The sequence below is a fragment of the Photobacterium satsumensis genome (genome assembly GCF_050336935.1).
GTDB classification, from domain to species: domain Bacteria; phylum Pseudomonadota; class Gammaproteobacteria; order Enterobacterales; family Vibrionaceae; genus Photobacterium; species Photobacterium satsumensis.
Window position 1 is genome coordinate 210,165 of sequence record NZ_JAKJSK010000006.1, and the last position, 15,948, is coordinate 226,112.

General features: G+C 47.1%; 12 protein-coding genes. 5 read left to right on the plus strand and 7 right to left on the minus strand.

Annotated elements, in window-relative coordinates:
* Window positions 1-97: 97 nt before the first annotated feature.
* From fhuB to L4D79_RS01090, 6 genes are all read right to left on the minus strand, one after another.
* Entirely contained in the window at window positions 98-2,071 is a 1,974-nt protein-coding gene (gene fhuB / locus L4D79_RS01065; RefSeq protein ID WP_428646185.1) for a Fe(3+)-hydroxamate ABC transporter permease FhuB, read from the minus strand.
* Window positions 2,068-3,036 carry an ABC transporter substrate-binding protein gene (locus L4D79_RS01070; protein WP_428646188.1) on the minus strand — a complete coding sequence of 323 codons (969 nt, stop codon included), beginning with the start codon at window positions 3,034-3,036 and terminating at the stop codon, window positions 2,068-2,070. Before L4D79_RS01070 ends, fhuB begins: the two co-directional genes overlap by 4 nt.
* A complete protein-coding gene (locus L4D79_RS01075; RefSeq protein WP_428646191.1) occupies window positions 3,030-3,797 on the minus strand; it encodes an ABC transporter ATP-binding protein in 768 nt (255 codons plus the stop codon). The genes L4D79_RS01070 and L4D79_RS01075 overlap by 7 nt, the downstream gene beginning before the upstream one ends.
* Window positions 3,798-3,808: 11 nt before the next feature.
* Window positions 3,809-4,537 carry a siderophore ferric iron reductase gene (locus tag L4D79_RS01080; protein WP_428646194.1) on the minus strand — a complete coding sequence of 243 codons (729 nt, stop codon included), beginning with the start codon at window positions 4,535-4,537 and terminating at the stop codon, window positions 3,809-3,811.
* Between the two features lie 57 nt (window positions 4,538-4,594).
* Window positions 4,595-6,736: a TonB-dependent siderophore receptor gene (locus L4D79_RS01085; RefSeq protein WP_428646197.1), complete on the minus strand. Its 2,142-nt coding sequence runs from the start codon at window positions 6,734-6,736 to the stop codon at window positions 4,595-4,597.
* A 166-nt stretch (window positions 6,737-6,902) separates the two neighbouring features.
* Window positions 6,903-7,814 carry a helix-turn-helix domain-containing protein gene (locus L4D79_RS01090; RefSeq protein WP_428646200.1) on the minus strand — a complete coding sequence of 304 codons (912 nt, stop codon included), beginning with the start codon at window positions 7,812-7,814 and terminating at the stop codon, window positions 6,903-6,905.
* A 246-nt stretch (window positions 7,815-8,060) separates the two neighbouring features.
* Here L4D79_RS01090 and L4D79_RS01095 point away from each other — a divergent pair, with 246 nt between their 5' ends.
* The 5 genes from L4D79_RS01095 (at window position 8,061) to L4D79_RS01115 (ending at window position 13,165) form a co-directional block, all read left to right on the plus strand.
* Complete coding sequence (locus L4D79_RS01095) at window positions 8,061-8,999, plus strand: LysR family transcriptional regulator (protein WP_428646203.1); 939 nt, start codon at window positions 8,061-8,063, stop codon at window positions 8,997-8,999.
* Window positions 9,000-9,239: 240 nt separating this feature from the next.
* Window positions 9,240-10,445 (plus strand): NupC/NupG family nucleoside CNT transporter, encoded by a 1,206-nt coding sequence (locus tag L4D79_RS01100; protein WP_428646205.1) that lies wholly within the window; start codon window positions 9,240-9,242, stop codon window positions 10,443-10,445.
* A gap of 196 nt (window positions 10,446-10,641) precedes the next feature.
* Entirely contained in the window at window positions 10,642-11,169 is a 528-nt protein-coding gene (locus L4D79_RS01105) for an NADPH-dependent FMN reductase (protein ID WP_428646208.1), read from the plus strand.
* Window positions 11,170-11,494: 325 nt separating this feature from the next.
* Window positions 11,495-11,722, plus strand: a complete 228-nt coding sequence (locus tag L4D79_RS01110) for a hypothetical protein (protein WP_428646211.1) — start codon at window positions 11,495-11,497, stop codon at window positions 11,720-11,722.
* 12 nt (window positions 11,723-11,734) lie between these two features.
* Complete coding sequence (locus L4D79_RS01115) at window positions 11,735-13,165, plus strand: porin (RefSeq protein ID WP_428646213.1); 1,431 nt, start codon at window positions 11,735-11,737, stop codon at window positions 13,163-13,165.
* Window positions 13,166-13,224: 59 nt separating this feature from the next.
* On the opposite strand, the gene L4D79_RS01120 is transcribed toward L4D79_RS01115, so the two are convergent.
* Window positions 13,225-15,828: a glycosyl hydrolase family 18 protein gene (locus tag L4D79_RS01120; RefSeq protein ID WP_428646216.1), complete on the minus strand. Its 2,604-nt coding sequence runs from the start codon at window positions 15,826-15,828 to the stop codon at window positions 13,225-13,227.
* Window positions 15,829-15,948: the final 120 nt, after the last annotated feature.

The window sequence follows — 15,948 nt, forward strand, 5'->3', positions numbered from 1 at the left end:
TCATGCCAGCACTGGCCTAGTGAAGGTACAGCGCTGGACTAGATGAACTCTGCTGCCAATTGTTAGCGGTATTTTTTGCGTTTAATGGAGAAGATACTTATGTGAAGCGCCCGCGAATAAGCAGCAAAATGAAGTAAGTACCACCAATAACCGATACCAGAGTACCAGCAGCGATCTGGCTTGGATAGACAATGACTTGGCCTAGCCAATCAGCCAGTAACATCAGGCTTGAACCGACTAATGCTGCTATCATCAACTGCTCTTTAGCTGCTTTGGCTCCCATCATGACGGCCATATGCGGAGCCAGTAGACCGATAAAAGCGACAGGCCCCATTGTTGTGGTGACCAAGGCACAGAGTAGGGCAACGCAGCATAACAACAAAGTAAATGCCCAAGAGACATTCAGACCTCGTGCTGAAGCAAATTGGCGCCCTGCAGAAATGAGCGTTAGCCAGCGAGATGTCGCTATCGCAAAGCCTACCAACAAGGTGACCCCTACAAGAAGAGTGAGAGCTCCGGCAGGTGTTACTCGGTACGTTGACCCAGCTAGCCAGCCAAGAATGGTGTAGACGTCATCTGTACCCCGTGAAAGGGCGAATTGAACCAGCGCTTCGATTAAAGCCGTCAGCGCGATACCGGTAAGGATTAGCATCGAAGGGGCGAACTGATGGCGACGCCCCAAAAACAGGATCAAGCCCAAAACGGCCATCGAGCCTGTAAACGCAACAATAGGACCACTTTCGAAAATTGTGGTGCCAAAAAAGATGCTGCTTGCAACTAGGGTGAATGTAGCACCTGCTGAAATTCCCAGAATATCCGGACTGGCGAGTGGGTTGTAGATCAAGCGCTGCAAAATCGTGCCCGCCACGGCTAAACCTGCACCAGCAGACAGAGCCGTGACAATCCGTGGCCAGCGGATCTCCCAACCCAGTGCCGTTGGGAGTGAGAGTTGCCAGCCATGCCCGGTAATCGAAAACAGTAAGGTTATGGCAGATAGGCCGAACACTGTTGCAATAAGGGCGGGATAGGCCCAAGTTGGTAGAATGTCACGGCTTGGTGGAAGTTTTATCGACAGTTGATCTTGTGCCTTCATCTTGCGACGGGTAAACCATATTAGCGCCGGCGCACCAATGGCCGCCGCTGCAGTCCCACTTGGAATCATGTCGTTGGATAGTTGGCTTAGCCCCATGGCGAGGCCATCGGTTAACAGTAACATCAACGCCCCAAGCAGCATGCTGTAAATCAGCTCATCTTTTGGCGTTCGGGCACCGAATGACCGGGAAAGGTTAGGGGCGAGTAACCCGATGAAGCTAATGACACCAACGGCTGTAATGGATGATGCAACGAGCCACAGTCCACAAGCAATAAGTACTAGAAAGGCAGGGATAACATTCAATCCCCGGGCGGTAGCACCTTGCTGCCCCAAGCGCATAACGGCAAGAATTCTTGGGGCGGAGAATAGGATAACGAGGCTAACTGATAACCGCGGCAGTAGCCATAGGACTTGGTCCCACCCGTTTTGGGTAAGATCACCAGCCCCCCAAATAAAGAGGTTTTTGGCGTACTGGTCATTGAGCAGAATGATAGCTGTGGCAACAGCCCCCAATAGGATATTGACTGCCATGCCTGATAGCACAATCGGCAAACCGCTAAGGTTCTTTATTCCTGCGATAAGGATGACCAAACCCATAGTCAGCATGGCGCCAAGCATAGCGGCGATCGAGCTGTAATCGGCAATAAGGTCAGGAAACCACACATTGACGATAACCAATGCCAACCACGCCCCCGAAGATGTCCCCAGTGTAAGTGGTGACATCATTGGGTTCTGTGTGAGCTGCTGCATTAAGCTTCCCACAAGGCCAAGCATGGCACCAATCATCACTGCAATAACCAAGCGTGGTAACTGGGAATAGCTGAACATAAACTCAGCAAAACTCTCGGCGATCCGGCTACCGTTGAGTTGGCCGTAAGTTAAGCCCAGCTGGTCAGGCAGTGCGAGTTCAGCACCAATTTGTAGTGTACCGATCCCAGCCAGCAACAGCAGGAAAAGTGTCGAAGCGTATCTAATCATTGTTTCGGTGCAATCTCTAGTAGGCTAGCAGTTAGGGCTTCTGCCATATACAGAATTGACATTGCGCCGCCATAGCTCCATGTTGCCTCAACACTGTTCACTCGTTGTTGGCGTACAAATGGCATAGCCTGCCACATAACAGATTTTTTTAGTTGCTCTTCTTGGGCAAAGGGTTGGAAATATAAGACAGTGCCGTTACCGACTTGCTGCAAGTCGGTAATGCGCTTTTGGGTTACCCCCCATTGGTTGCTGGGTTGCGGCATTGCTGCTTCGATACCAAGCTTGTCCAGTGCATAGCGAGAGATGGCATTTTCGCCGTATAAATACACTGACGTCGTGCTAGCAAAGCGCAGCGTGGCAACTTTGGGTAGTTCGCCCTTATAAGCGGATTCTAGTTGCTGCTTTAGCTCAAAAAAGCGTTTTTCCATATGTACCAGACGGGCTTCAGCCACCTCTTGCTTACCCACTAGCTGGGCAATAAGGCGGAAATTGTCGATGGCGGATTGGGCATTACTGTGTTCGCTGCTGTAAGTCTGGTAGTACATCACCGGTGCTATACGCTCAAGCTGTGGTAGTAAGTCGAGCTGTGGCGAGGCAATGATGATGACATCAGGGTTAAGGCTGGCAATTTTCTCGTAGTTTGGCTCTACACGGGTACCAATATCTTCAATAGTGTCGGGAAGGGCTGGTTTTACTACCCATTCGTTATATCCGGCAATGTCTGGCATTGCGATTGGAGCGATCCCTAGCTCTACCAACTGTTCTGCGATATCCCAGTTTAATGCCACAACACGTTGTGGGTGCTGTTTGAATTCATGTACACCACGGTTATCCGTTGCTTCAACCTTTTCACTATCCGAAGCGAGGGCTCCTGATGTGTTTAATGCTGAAGCTGCCAAAAGAGCAATTGTGAAGAAACGGCGAAAGCCACTCGATAGGATGGATTTAGACGGATTAGTTAGCATACAACAGCCACTTTATTAGGTTGGTTAGGGTGATCGATGAGTTGGATATCAGCGCCATAAAGCTCACTCAATGCTGGTTCGTTTAGAAGCACCTCTTGTGGGCCGGTAAAAGCAATTTTGCCTTTGTTTAAGGCAATAATATTGGTGGCATATCGCAGCGCAAGATTGAGATCGTGCAGGATCACAATGATGCCTTTTCCGGTTACTTTGTTGAGTTCGCTTAGTAGCTCCATCAGCTGGTACTGGTGGCCGACATCCAGTGCCGAGGTTGGCTCGTCAAGAATAAGCACAGGAGACTCTTGTGCTAATAGCATGGATACCCATGCTCGCTGGCGTTCACCACCTGATAGTTGGTCGGCAAGATTACCGGCGTACTTGGCAATATCGGTTTTTTCCATAGCTTGCTGGATAATCTGCGCATCTTGCTTGTTCCAGCGGCCAAAAGTCCCACGCCACGGGAAGCGGCCCAAACGGACAAGTTCTTTGACGGTAAGGCCAGCAACATCAGGGAGCTTTTGTGGTAGGAAGGCGATTTTCTGTGCCAATGACTTTGCGGAGAGCGATGTGAGGTGCTCGCCGTTTAATGAGATCGTACCGTTATCAGGCGACATCTGGCCAGCAAGGATATTGACCATGGTTGATTTACCTGAGCCATTGTGGCCGAGGACAACGGTAAAGGCATTTGTATCAATTGATAGCTTATCAATTGACAGAATGTCGCGCCCTGCTCGGTGAACGCGAATATTATTGAGTTCAAACATAGAGTTATCTTTTAATCATGCTGACGAGGACAGTTATCACAAAGCTCACCGTCGTCACGGCGATAGTGCATACAGCAACTTAGGCGTTTTAATTTCCACAGCCCTGTTGCTGTATCTCGCTGCAAGCCGTCAATATGGCGCATTGGCAGGTCTAAGAGGCTTAGCCATAGCTTAGCGTGGTGAATGATATCGCTGTGTTGCTCAGAGCACTGGCTGCTGCTGGTTTGGTTGGCGAGAAGTGCCTGCCGCTGTACTAACGCCTCTAATATAGCGTCGGCAATAAGCGGTTTAGTTAAACCTGGCCGTAAGCGATTATGTTGGTTAAATTGATTGTGTAATTCATCAAGCAATATTGCCAGTTGGGCACAGGCATATTCAATCAGCTCTTCTTCGGTACCGCTATACCAGTTTTCTCCAGAAAGATGGAAGCCGGCGACCACGCCATCTCTGTAATCTTGCGCAATGTTATGGATAGGCGGGATGCTGCGTAAGGCATAAACACCAATAAACGCGATGTAGAGCGGTTGCCAAGCCAGCATAGTCCAACTTCGGGTTAGCCAGTAGGGGTTCCCTGCTTCGGGGTGGGCTGATTTCCAATGTTGGTATAACGCATTCAGCAGCTCAGGGTTACCATGAGCTGCTGATATATGCTGGTGATCGGCAATACCGATTCGCCCCTTCAAATATGGGGAAATTTGTTCGGCGTATTGGAACAGCTGTTTGTATTTTGCGATAGCCATACTCGACCTAAAAGCTGAAAAGGCAGCAGGTAAACCTGCTGCCAATGTTGTTATACCTTAGAAGTTGAAGTTGATCTTAGCTTCAACAGTTTGCTCGGCACCGATCCAGCAGTTCATCTTGTCGTAGCAAGTGTAATATTCTTTATCGAATAGATTTGTCGCCGTCACACTTGCACTCATTCCTGACATGCTTGGAGACACTTCGCTAAGATCGTATTTAACGGCTAGATCAACTAGTGTGTAGTCTGGCACTTTATCCGTGTTCGCTGCATCTACATGTGTTTCACCGATGTAGCGAACGCCGGTACCGAATGTCATACCAGAAAGCATGCCGTTGTATACGTTATAGTTTGCCCAAGCTGATGCAGAGTGCTTCGGCGTACGGATGGGTGTTTTGCCCTCAAGGCCGCTGTTGTCCTTGGTGATTTCCATGTCTAAATAGGTGTAGTTTACGGCGACATCTAAGCTTTCAGTGGCAAACCACTGGCCTTCGAATTCTATACCTTTCGAAGTGGTTTCACCGGTTTGAACTTGCCATGTTTCACCTGGCTGGTTCGTTGGATCTGCAGTTAGGGCATTTTCTTTTACAATGTGGAACGCCGCCAGTGTTGCTGTTTTGCTCATGTCGGCAGACATGTACTTCACACCGGCTTCCCACTGTTTACCCTCAGAGGGCTCGAAAGCTTTACCGTTACGATCAACGCCAGCAACTGGCTCAAAGCTTGTTGCGTAGCTCATAAACGGTGAAAGACCATTATCAAACTCGTACAGGGCGCCTAGGCGGTAAGAGAAGTTTGTTTGGTCAATTTTCTCTTGGCTACTTGGGCTAGCTACTTCAGATTTGAACTGATCGAAACGGCCACCACCAATTAGCACAAGGCGGTCAAGTCGTACCTGATCTTGGAAATACAGGCCAAGTTGTTCTGATTCAATATCCGTTGTTTCATCTGAGTCAGCAACCATTTCTCCAGAGTTAATCTGGTTGTTATCTGGGTTGTTGACGTTGATGCCCGGTACATTGGCATAGTACAAGAAGCGTGAATCACCTTTGAGCTTCTGGTAATCAACCCCAAATAGCAGGTTGTGCTCTACACCAGCGATGTCGACAGCACCGGTTAGCTGGTTATCGATAATGAAGCCTTTCGATGATTCATCAGTGGTATAGGCGTATCGGTCCAAGATTTCAGGATTGTTTGCATTGTATGCAGTATGTGCGACGTTCTTCTGGTATAGGCTAGCATCCATGTAGCGGGCATTTTGTAGGAATGTCCAGCTATCATTGATGTTGTGGTTGATTTTGTAACCGGCTAATAGGAACTCACGCTCGAGCTCGTTCCAGTTATGATCCCCAAGAAAAGTGTTTGGATCGAAGTTTACACCTGTCGGGTTATTGTACAGGGTGCCGATACCTGGAACCGCAGCATTCATGCCTGCTTCAGGGTCACGTTGGTAGTAGAGGTTGAAATTAACCATGGTATCTTCTGATGCATACCAGTCCAAAGATGGTGCTATCAGGTAGCGTGTTTCATTTACACCATTGATCTGGCTGTCACGCTCACTGGCTTTAGCGACGAGGCGGTAGGCAAAATTACTATCACCGATCTGGCCAGTAGTATCTAGAGTGGCTTCTTTGAGGTTATGAGAGCCGGTAGCAACAGAAACGTCTGTATTGCGCTCTTTCTGAGGCGTTTTGGCAATGATGTTGACCATACCACCCGGTGACATCGCGCCGTATAGTACTGAGGTCGGCCCTTTAAATACTTCAATCTGTTCAATGGCAATCGGATCAATTTGCGGTTGAAGGTTCCAGCCTGTCAGGTTTTGCAGTGCCAAACCATCGTAATAGCTATTCTGTACATCAAAGCCACGGATATTGAATGTATCGTACAGCTTTACAGTACCACCGCGTAGTTCAGTGTTAACACCGGGTACATAGCGCATTGCTTCAGTTACAGAGTTTACACCGCGCATCTCAAGGGTTTCATTATCAATCGTGGAGATTGATTGCGGTGTTTCTTCTGGCGCTAGAGCGGTTTTGGTCGCGGTATTACGGTAAGCCTGACCCAGTACCGTAATGGTATCCATGGTAGTTACGTCGTCGGATTGTGCTGATTCGTTGTTAGCCACTGCAGTCGCAGGTACTGCAAGCGCAGCCGCGATAGAAAGTGCAATGACAGAGCGTGAATGTAGCTGCTGCATGGATACCTCGAAATCGTTAAAAACTTGTTACTAAATAGGAATTATTCTCAGTCGCATTCTAATGGAGAGTGCAGAGGCAAAATTAACAATTTGGGGCATCATGGGGGGAAATAAGGAAAAAACGCACTTGCAGTTCGCTAAATGCGTTTTGTTTGGAAAGAATTAATCAGTCATTAGCTGGTTTGATAGGGATCCAGTATTCCATCGTGGCATCGTTACTGTTGATATCGAAACTTGGCTGGTAAATTTCAAGCTCAAATCCTTCGATACCCTGATAGTTGGAATTTGGTAGCCAAGCAGACAGGAACCATTCAAGCGTTTTATCTAAGTTAGCAATGGCGCCTTGGTAAGGGATGACGGCATACTCTTGTGCTGGAATGGTGAGAATATGGCTCTCTGGTTGGTGTATTGACTCTTCTCTGGTTACTTCGTAGCCAGCCCAATAGGGGGTTGGCAATCCATCATCAATACGGTGCGTGTCGATAACGCCTATCAAAGGGATATCCGTTAAGGAACTGCCATGCGGCAGTTGGTTTAATGCTTGCCAAATCTTGGGCACGGCATCAGCAAAGTCTGGTTGGTTTGCAAACAAGCCTCGAATTGCCCCCTGAACGCCATATAAATGAAAGCATTCTCTTCGTTCGACACGGATTTGCAGTAGGCGTTTTTGAATTTCATGTGCTTGGTGTATGGGTAACGTGACTTTTAAAGGGGTTTTTAAACCAATACGCTGCCCGCGTTTGCGGTAAGCGGAAGGGGAGCAACCGAAGACTTGTTTGAAAGCGCGGGTAAAGCTGACTTCAGAGTTAAAACCAAACTCGAAGGTGATATCAACAATACGTCTATTGCTGATCAGCAACTGCTCTGCCGCCAAACTGAGTTTGAGCTCACGTACATATTGCGCAACTGTCTGATTTGTCTCGCTTAGGAAGACCCTTTGTAGCTGCCAACGAGACCAGCAACTTTTGTCTGCAAGATGCTCTACCGTCAAAGACTCATCGAGATGGGTATGGATATATTCCAACACCTTTTCGATTCTGGTTAGCTGGTGGTTCTGAGAGCCTGAAGGTGAATGCATAACGGTTTGTTTCTAAATTATACGGCATCTGAAGATTACCCAACGATAGAGCGGTATGACTCACGCGGGACGATATGTGAACCTATGATCAAGTAACTATAGTGTGTTGTAAAGTATATGCCTTGATAACATTTCTTTGTTACGTGACATTTGGTTCTGCAAGAGTAAACTGGCGGGCTTTTTATTCCACTCGTTTGGAATATCCACCATGGATGGTCTGTAGATGATTATATTGAGGACATTGCAGTGATCCATGACAGAGCCAGTCAGATGGTGATTTTCCATACCTTGGTACAGGCTGGTAGCTTTACCGTAGCGGCACGTACTCTCGGGGTATCGACCTCTCATGTCAGCAAGCAGCTTGGTGCGCTGGAAGGTGAATTGAACGTCAAGCTGATCCAACGGACAACGCGAAGTTTAACCCTGACAGAAGCCGGCCATCATTTTGCCCAGTATGCGAAACAAGTTGTGTCTGCGGTTAATGAAGCCAACGACAGTATGGTGCTTGAGCGTGATGATATATCGGGGGTGATTCGGTTAGGTTTGTCACAATCGTTCGGCACCATGCATATTATCCCTGCAATCGAGAAACTGCGTCAGCTATATCCAGACTTGCAGGTTGAACTGAGTTTGTTTGATCACAGGGCTGATATGCTGGCTGATGGGTTGGATTTATGGATAACCAACTATGAGCATATCCCTGAGGGCTATGTTGCACAGCGTTTGGCTGAAACCCGCTTTCTTGTCACCGCTTCACCCAAGTACCTGATTGATCATGCCGCGCCGAGCCACCCGTCCGATCTGGTCAACCATAACTGTGTGACCTACCAAAGCCGCCAGCGCGATTATAGCTGCTGGGACTTCAGCAAAGAGGGGGAGTCATTGAGTGTTAAGGTATCAGGAAATTACCGGGTCGACTTGGCGGAAGCTGTGCGGGATGCCGCTGTTGCCGGGTGGGGGGTAGCGTACCTAGCAAGTTACTTATTAACGGATGAGTTTAGGGACGGGAAATTAATCCAGTTGCTACCGGACTGGAGTGCAAATCAGGCCATGCCTTTTTATGCCGTGTATCCAAGCCGAAAGCACTTGCCACGCAAGATTAGTGCTGTGATTGCTTTTTTCAAACAGTACATTGGCGAAGCTCCGTATTGGGATGAAGCATTGAAGCCTTGGGTCAAGATCTAAAATTTGCTGATATTTCCAACAGGTAGCAGCAAATTATTGTTCGCGAAGGCATAAATACTTTTTCCATTTGGCAATAATAAGCTGGGTGCTGAATTTAAACTTATATAATTCAATGTGTTAGTTTGTGCGGTTTTGTTGGGATTATTAAGCTGTAACAAACGGATAGCAAACGCCTCTTGTACGCAAACCTTTGCTCTCTAGAATGCGCGGCTTAACATTTAGAGCAAAGGTGCTAATTTCATGTCCTCCTTACTGGGTATTTTCGCCATTCTGGTTATTGCGTATCTCTTATCTACAGATCGACGCAATATTCCGGTTAGAACAGTTTCTCTTGCGTTTGGCCTTCAGATCATCTTTGCTCTGCTGGTGCTGTATGTTCCAGCTGGTAAGGAAGTTTTAAACACGGTGACGGCTGGGGTATCTAGCGTTATTGATTATGGCCAGCAAGGGATCAGCTTTTTGTTTGGTGGCTTGGCAACTGGTAGTGTTGGCTTTGTATTTGCTATCAACGTGCTGGGTATTATTATTTTCTTCTCGGCACTTATTTCTGCGCTATACCATATCGGTTTGATGCCGAAAGTGATTAATATTATTGGCGGTGGACTTCAGCGTTTACTCGGGACAGGCCGCGCTGAATCGCTTTCGGCAACAGCGAATATCTTCGTTGGTATGGTTGAAGCACCGCTGGTGGTAAAACCTTACCTGACAAAAATGAGTGACTCGCAGTTCTTTGCGGTGATGACCTGTGGCCTGGCATCCGTGGCAGGTGGTACTTTGGTTGGTTACGCGTCATTAGGCGTTGAATTAAACTTCTTGATTGCAGCTGCCTTTATGTCGGCGCCCGCTGGCTTGTTGATGGCCAAAATGATGGTACCACCAAGCGAGCAGGGTAATGATGAGGATGAGATCACCTCTGTTGAGCTGCCTCGTGCGACCAATGTGGTAGAAGCTTTGGCAGATGGCGCTATGTCGGGCGTGCGCATTGCCGTAGCCGTTGGTGCGACCCTGTTAGCCTTCATCAGTGTTATTGCGCTTCTTAACGGCCTACTAGGTAATATTGGTGAGCTGTTCGGTATGCCGCTGAGCTTTGAGTTGATCCTTGGCTATGCTTTCGCACCTATTGCCTTCTTGATTGGCGTACCATGGAACGAAGCATTGGTGGCAGGCTCTTTGATTGGTAGCAAGGTCGTCGTTAATGAGTTTGTTGCTTTCATCCAGATGATGGAAGTGAAAGAGCAATTGAGTGAGCACTCGCTGGCTATTGTCACTTTTGCCCTGTGTGGCTTTGCTAATGTTTCGACCATGGCTATTTTGATTGGCGGCTTGGGTAGCTTGGCTCCAGAGCGTCGTACCTTTATATCAAAGATGGGTTTCCGTGCTATTACTGCGGGTGTATTGGCAAACTTGATGAGTGCCTCTATCGCTGGTGTGATCTTATCGCTATAAGTGAATGAGATAATCGATACTATGCACTATTGATATTGTGAAATAGGTTTTTAAATAGGGGAGAGCGATAGCTTTCCCCTTTTTTTATGGGGTTATATAAAGTGCAAGGAGAATAACGCATCTAGTTTACTTCACTAATATGGGTTGCTAATGTTAGCTAACAAGCTAAATAATACATGATGATAAGGAAGCCAGAATGAAAGTAGTCGCCTTTGCTGCAAGTAACAGCTCAACCTCTATCAATAAACAACTTGTCACCTATGCTGCCTCGCAGATAGAAGGCATGAATGTCGAGGTCTTGGATCTTAATGATTTTGAATTGCCGCTATTTAGCCAAGACAAGGAAAAAGAGTTAGGCCAACCGTCACAGGCACATGCTTTTCTCAAGAAGGTGCAATCCGCAGATGCGTTACTGATTTCATTTGCCGAACATAATGGCTCCTACACCGCGGCGTATAAAAACTTGTTTGATTGGGTTTCGCGTATCGAGCCTAAAGTGTATCAAGGCAAGCCGGTTGTATTGCTGTCGACTTCCCCCGGCCCGGGTGGTGCCAAGAACGTATTGGCCGCGGCTGAGGCATCTATGCCATTCTTTGGTGCCGAGGTGAAGGCAACCTTGTCGGTGCCAAGTTTTTATGACAACTTCGACCCTGAAAACGGCGGTATTATTCACCCTCATTTGAATGACCAGATAGTGACGACGGTGCAATTTTTGCAACAATAGCAGCGATTAATCTTATTCTAGTGATAAGTGCCCCTGCGATTTCAGTTAACGCAAGGGCATTTGCTTTTATATGAATTTCAAATTTGAAAATTATGATTCTACTATCAATATATATATTTGAAATGCAGTTTAATATCTCGCATAACTACTTAAAAAGTAGATATTAAGTTTTCACACAGATTTTAATTTATAAAATAATCATATCCAGCCATACAAACCCATTCAATTAATAACTTGAAGTTGAATCTCAGCTGAACGTATAATCCGCGCACACAATAAAACAGTGCTCAATATTCCGCGGTATTACGATAAAAGGCTACGTTAAATGAAATGTCGATTAATAGTTTTGCTCTTGTCTGTTGGGGTTTCCCTGACAGGCTGTGGTGGTGGTGGCGACTCATCTTCTAATACCTCTTCTAGCAGTGCTACCCAACAACATGCTCGTCAAACTCAGCTTAGTGTTAATGACCATGAGATTGAGATGCTCCAAGCCGTGAAATATGCCTCGAATAAAGGGACAGGCATGCGTACACCGTCAAATTTTGAGAAGTAGAGGATAGATACAATGAAAAAAACAATCATCAGTGCTCTTCTCGTCATGACAGCGGCTAGCGCCCATGCGACACCCAATGTACAAGGTTATTATCAATCTAAAGAGCTAATTAGCTATGCCGTTAATAAAATTCAGCAAAATAAAGCAGAGTACTTTTTGCTGGATTACGCGTTGGCACTGCCAGCCAGTTCCGAGGCACAATTAGCATCGTATAATACGGCTTTGGGCCACTTTCAAGCACACAACTCGGGTGTGAGTGAAGACACATTCTTTAATATTGTTAAGAAAGTGAATCCTTCGGCACTCGAAGATCAGTATGTATGCCGTGTTGATGTGAATGGTTCAAAGTTGGCCTATATTGCAAAACGCGGTAAGGCTTGTGACGGACAATATGACAGTGAGCCACGTGCTATAAGCCAGAAAGGGTCAAAAGTCTCATTCTTCCGCCGCTGGGATTTCGATCCGGCATCTGCCCACTTTGATATTCAGAGTTATGATGCTGACCCTCAATCAGGGCGTGAAGTCATTACTCAGGACTATGTGCTGAAATTTGAAGGTAACTGGATTGGAACATCGGTTCGCGTCATTAAAGATGAGGTTGAATTAAGTTCTGGCAACGATGAAACCAGCTACGATGTTGCGAGCTATCAGCATTCAGGCCCTAGGAGCGGGATCATTTCGGGCGGGGACAGCCTTCTGTATAGCGATCATCCTTATTATATCAGTGAAGATGAGTCAGACCGTCCTGTGAATGAAGGTACGAAGGCGATTACCGAGACAAACTTTAACACCGTGAGTTTAGTCGATGGCCCATACCACGGCCGTAACTTACAAACCGACAGTATTCACTACGAATTCAACCGGGATTATGTCAAGGCTTACCATGTGGAAAATGGTGATACGGCATATTTTGTATCTGACCCGCAAAGCTTCGCGATTGACCTGGCTTTTACTGGCCCGTCGGATAGTTCGGTGTGGCAAGATGAGACAGAAAAAGACTCGGTAAGAGATACCGACCAAGCAAGCGGTGGTGACTGGGTAGCCCATGCCTTTAATAACACCCACAACCTTGTCAGCTTAAGCCCAACATTTTGTATGATTGAAGACATTGCAAAAGGACGTCCAGTTACTGAGTATCGTTCTGAAGATGGAACAAGCCTGTGGAATCCTTCGATGCATGCTTGTCAGGCGCAAGAGGAAGGTACAGTCGCCAAGGTATATACCCACTTTATTAATGGTAACGGTGAAAAAGTATCATTCGACTCATTAAGGCAAAGTGCGAAAGATATCATCTATGTTCGCGAACAACACCCGCAAGGTAGTGAAGAATTACTAACTGTTGATGATGTAAAAGCAATGCTTGATTCACCAAGATATCAACAAACTAAAAAGGACCTGAGCCAACGCTATCAGTGGTCGAAGCCTTACGATATCTTGAAGTAAATGTGAAAACAGCGACTCATGGAGTCGCTGTTTTTATTTGCGAGGTATTAAATTACTTGTTAGTCACAAGTAGCTGCTCCAATATTCTCCCAGACTGATGCAACTCCTGGTTCTTCTCCTTTGGTCCACCATTTGGCTTTCCAACGGTAGTCGTTATGGTTGACTTCATTACCACCGTCATAAGCAACACCGGTGTTCCAACCGAACTCGACATCGCTGACAAGTTTCCACTGATCGGCCGTGACGCTTGGCTCATTGTTTTGAGTCCAGTACTTAGCTTCCCAAACCAGTTGGTCATGGCTTACCTGATCACCAGTGTTGTAGACAGCGCCACCAGACCAAGCCGGGTAGTTGCCTGCATTTGGATCGGTAGCATCACACTCATTACCGCCAGTATCTTTAGGTGTCACCGTAACCAAGGTGTGCGCCTGTGCATCCAATCCACCATCCGAGACTAACACTGACACAGTCGCCTGCGTGCTTTCGGAAACAGCTGGAGCCGTGAGAGTCAGCGACGCACTGCCTTGCCCAGAGACAAGGGCAAAGCCTTGCGGGATGGTCCAGTTGTAAGTTAGAGGATCGCCGTCTGGATCATCTGCTTGCGCGTTCAGGGTAAAGTTATCCTGCGACTCGACAGATAGCTGTGCTGGTAGCGATACACTCGGTGGCTGGTTTTCCTGCTCTGCTTTGTTGTTGATGGTCACAGAGTCAGTGTCAGTCAGGCCTTCTTCGTCAGTGACGGTAAGAGTGAAGGTATAGCTGATGTCCGTATCGGTAGACGGTACTGTGATCGTGGCCTTAGCTTCTTTCTCCCCTGTAATTGGCAGAGTATCGCCTGTTGTTTGTATCCAAGAATAACTGATCGTTTGTTGCTCTGGGTCGAAGGAGTTCGAACCATCAAGAATGATATCGATAGGCCCTGTAACCGTTTGGTCGACACCGGCATTGGCATGTGGTGGTTTGTTTTCAGGGGGAGGAGTAACACCGCCATCACCATGGCCTAAACCTTCATGCATGGCGTTGAGGACATCGCCATTATCAGCATCAATTTCCCATGAGAACAACCCAGCAAGACCTCGTTGCTGAACGTAGTCCCCTTTGGCTTTTACAGCTCTGGCGTTATCGTAGGAGATAAGCTCTTTGGTGGTTGGATTCCATTTGTAAGATGCTTCTGCCTGCTCGTCGTAGCGATCTTCCCAGCCACTGCCGGAGTGGTTGTCGACAATATCTCGGTAATCGAGCACACCAGCTTCCCATGTGCCATCGATACCACCTGTGGCTTGTCCTGTCATTGGATTATCGCCAGTATAGCTGTGAACGCCTTTCCAACCACGACCATATTTCGGTACGCCAATCACCAACTTTTTAGGATCAAGTCCTTGTGCCAATAGATCATTGACACCTCGGTCTGCTGTGTGTGTGATTGCTGGGTTGTGGCTTGCATCATAAAGTCCCGCCTGATGACCTAAATTGTTGAGGTCAAATGCACCGAACATGTCGTAGTTCATCAGGAAGATGTAATCCATGTATTGTTGAGCGCGGCTGTAGTCGACAACCTCGATCTTTTTGACATCAACCCCAATGGCTGAGGTGAGCTCATAAGTACGACCGGTTTCAGCCGATAGTTCATCCAGCATGGCGCGAAGCTCTTTCATCAATGTGACATACAGCTCGCCATCTTTTTCTTTGTCACCAAGGGTAGGGTGGGCACCGTTACCGCCCGGATATTCCCAATCAATGTCGACACCATCGAAGAATTTCCATGTTTGAAGGAACTCTTTCACTGAATTGACAAAGGTGCGGCGTTTAGCTTCATCATGCATGAAATAAAACGGGTCTGATAACGTCCAGCCGCCAATCGATGGCAAGATCTTCAAATCAGGGTAGGCTTGCTTCAGAGCCATCATTTGGCCGAAGTTACCTCGGTAAGGATCGGCCCAATCGCTAACGCCTTGCTGGCCTTTTTGCAGGGCGGCCCAAGGGTCATGAATCGCTACTTTGAAATCTTCGCGTCCAGCACAGGCTTTTTGCAGAGATTCAAAGCTGCCCGGGATTTGTTTCAAGCTGTCATTGATTCCGTTGCCACCACAAATTGGGGTAAAGCCATAGATGATATGCGTGAGGTTTTGGGCTGGGACTTTATCAATAGGGAAGGCACGGTCATAGACGCTCCATTCGACAAAGTAAGTACCAACAACCTTGCCAGATTTGTTGGTGTAAGGCTTGTTGTTTTCTTGTAAGGTTGGAACCAGCGGCGCAAGATGGCTGCCGTCAGTATCAGCAACAGTAAGCTTAACGCTTCCGCTTTGGCTACAACCATCGGTATTACAGAGCTCTACGGTCATGTCATAAACACCCCCTTTGCTGACATCAAAGGTCGCGCTCTTTGCACTGCCGCTGCCTGTCCAAACCGTCTTACCATCGAGTTTAACGTTGGCCGCATCAGCAGGATCGCCGCTCCATGTTTGCCAAGACACTGTAACGGAAACCGAATCGTGTATACCAACGACAATATCGTTGTAGCTACTGGCGTCACGGTTTAACTCGACCAAGGCATAAGTATGCTCTCCCCAATCAATGGAGGGAGCGCCGGGTGCTGCGGCATAGCTGATTGAAGATGAGAGTAAGCCACCAATAAAAATGGCAAGATTAGACTTTTTCACAGAATGAACTCCATTTACATAAAACGAATAATAGTTTTATGAACGTGTCGAATTGAATATCTATTTATATGAAGAATATGAAATAGAATTTATCAATACCTATCACGCTCCTATTTTTAA

Coding starts and splice junctions, on each gene's coding strand:
- fhuB (WP_428646185.1), bottom strand. CDS start 2,071: ATGATTAGATACGCTTCGACACTTTTCCTGCTGTTGCTGGCTGGGATC.
- L4D79_RS01070 (WP_428646188.1), bottom strand. CDS start 3,036: ATGCTAACTAATCCGTCTAAATCCATCCTATCGAGTGGCTTTCGCCGT.
- L4D79_RS01075 (WP_428646191.1), bottom strand. CDS start 3,797: ATGTTTGAACTCAATAATATTCGCGTTCACCGAGCAGGGCGCGACATT.
- L4D79_RS01080 (WP_428646194.1), bottom strand. CDS start 4,537: ATGGCTATCGCAAAATACAAACAGCTGTTCCAATACGCCGAACAAATT.
- L4D79_RS01085 (WP_428646197.1), bottom strand. CDS start 6,736: ATGCAGCAGCTACATTCACGCTCTGTCATTGCACTTTCTATCGCGGCT.
- L4D79_RS01090 (WP_428646200.1), bottom strand. CDS start 7,814: ATGCATTCACCTTCAGGCTCTCAGAACCACCAGCTAACCAGAATCGAA.
- L4D79_RS01100 (WP_428646205.1), top strand. CDS start 9,240: ATGTCCTCCTTACTGGGTATTTTCGCCATTCTGGTTATTGCGTATCTC.
- L4D79_RS01105 (WP_428646208.1), top strand. CDS start 10,642: ATGAAAGTAGTCGCCTTTGCTGCAAGTAACAGCTCAACCTCTATCAAT.
- L4D79_RS01110 (WP_428646211.1), top strand. CDS start 11,495: ATGAAATGTCGATTAATAGTTTTGCTCTTGTCTGTTGGGGTTTCCCTG.
- L4D79_RS01115 (WP_428646213.1), top strand. CDS start 11,735: ATGAAAAAAACAATCATCAGTGCTCTTCTCGTCATGACAGCGGCTAGC.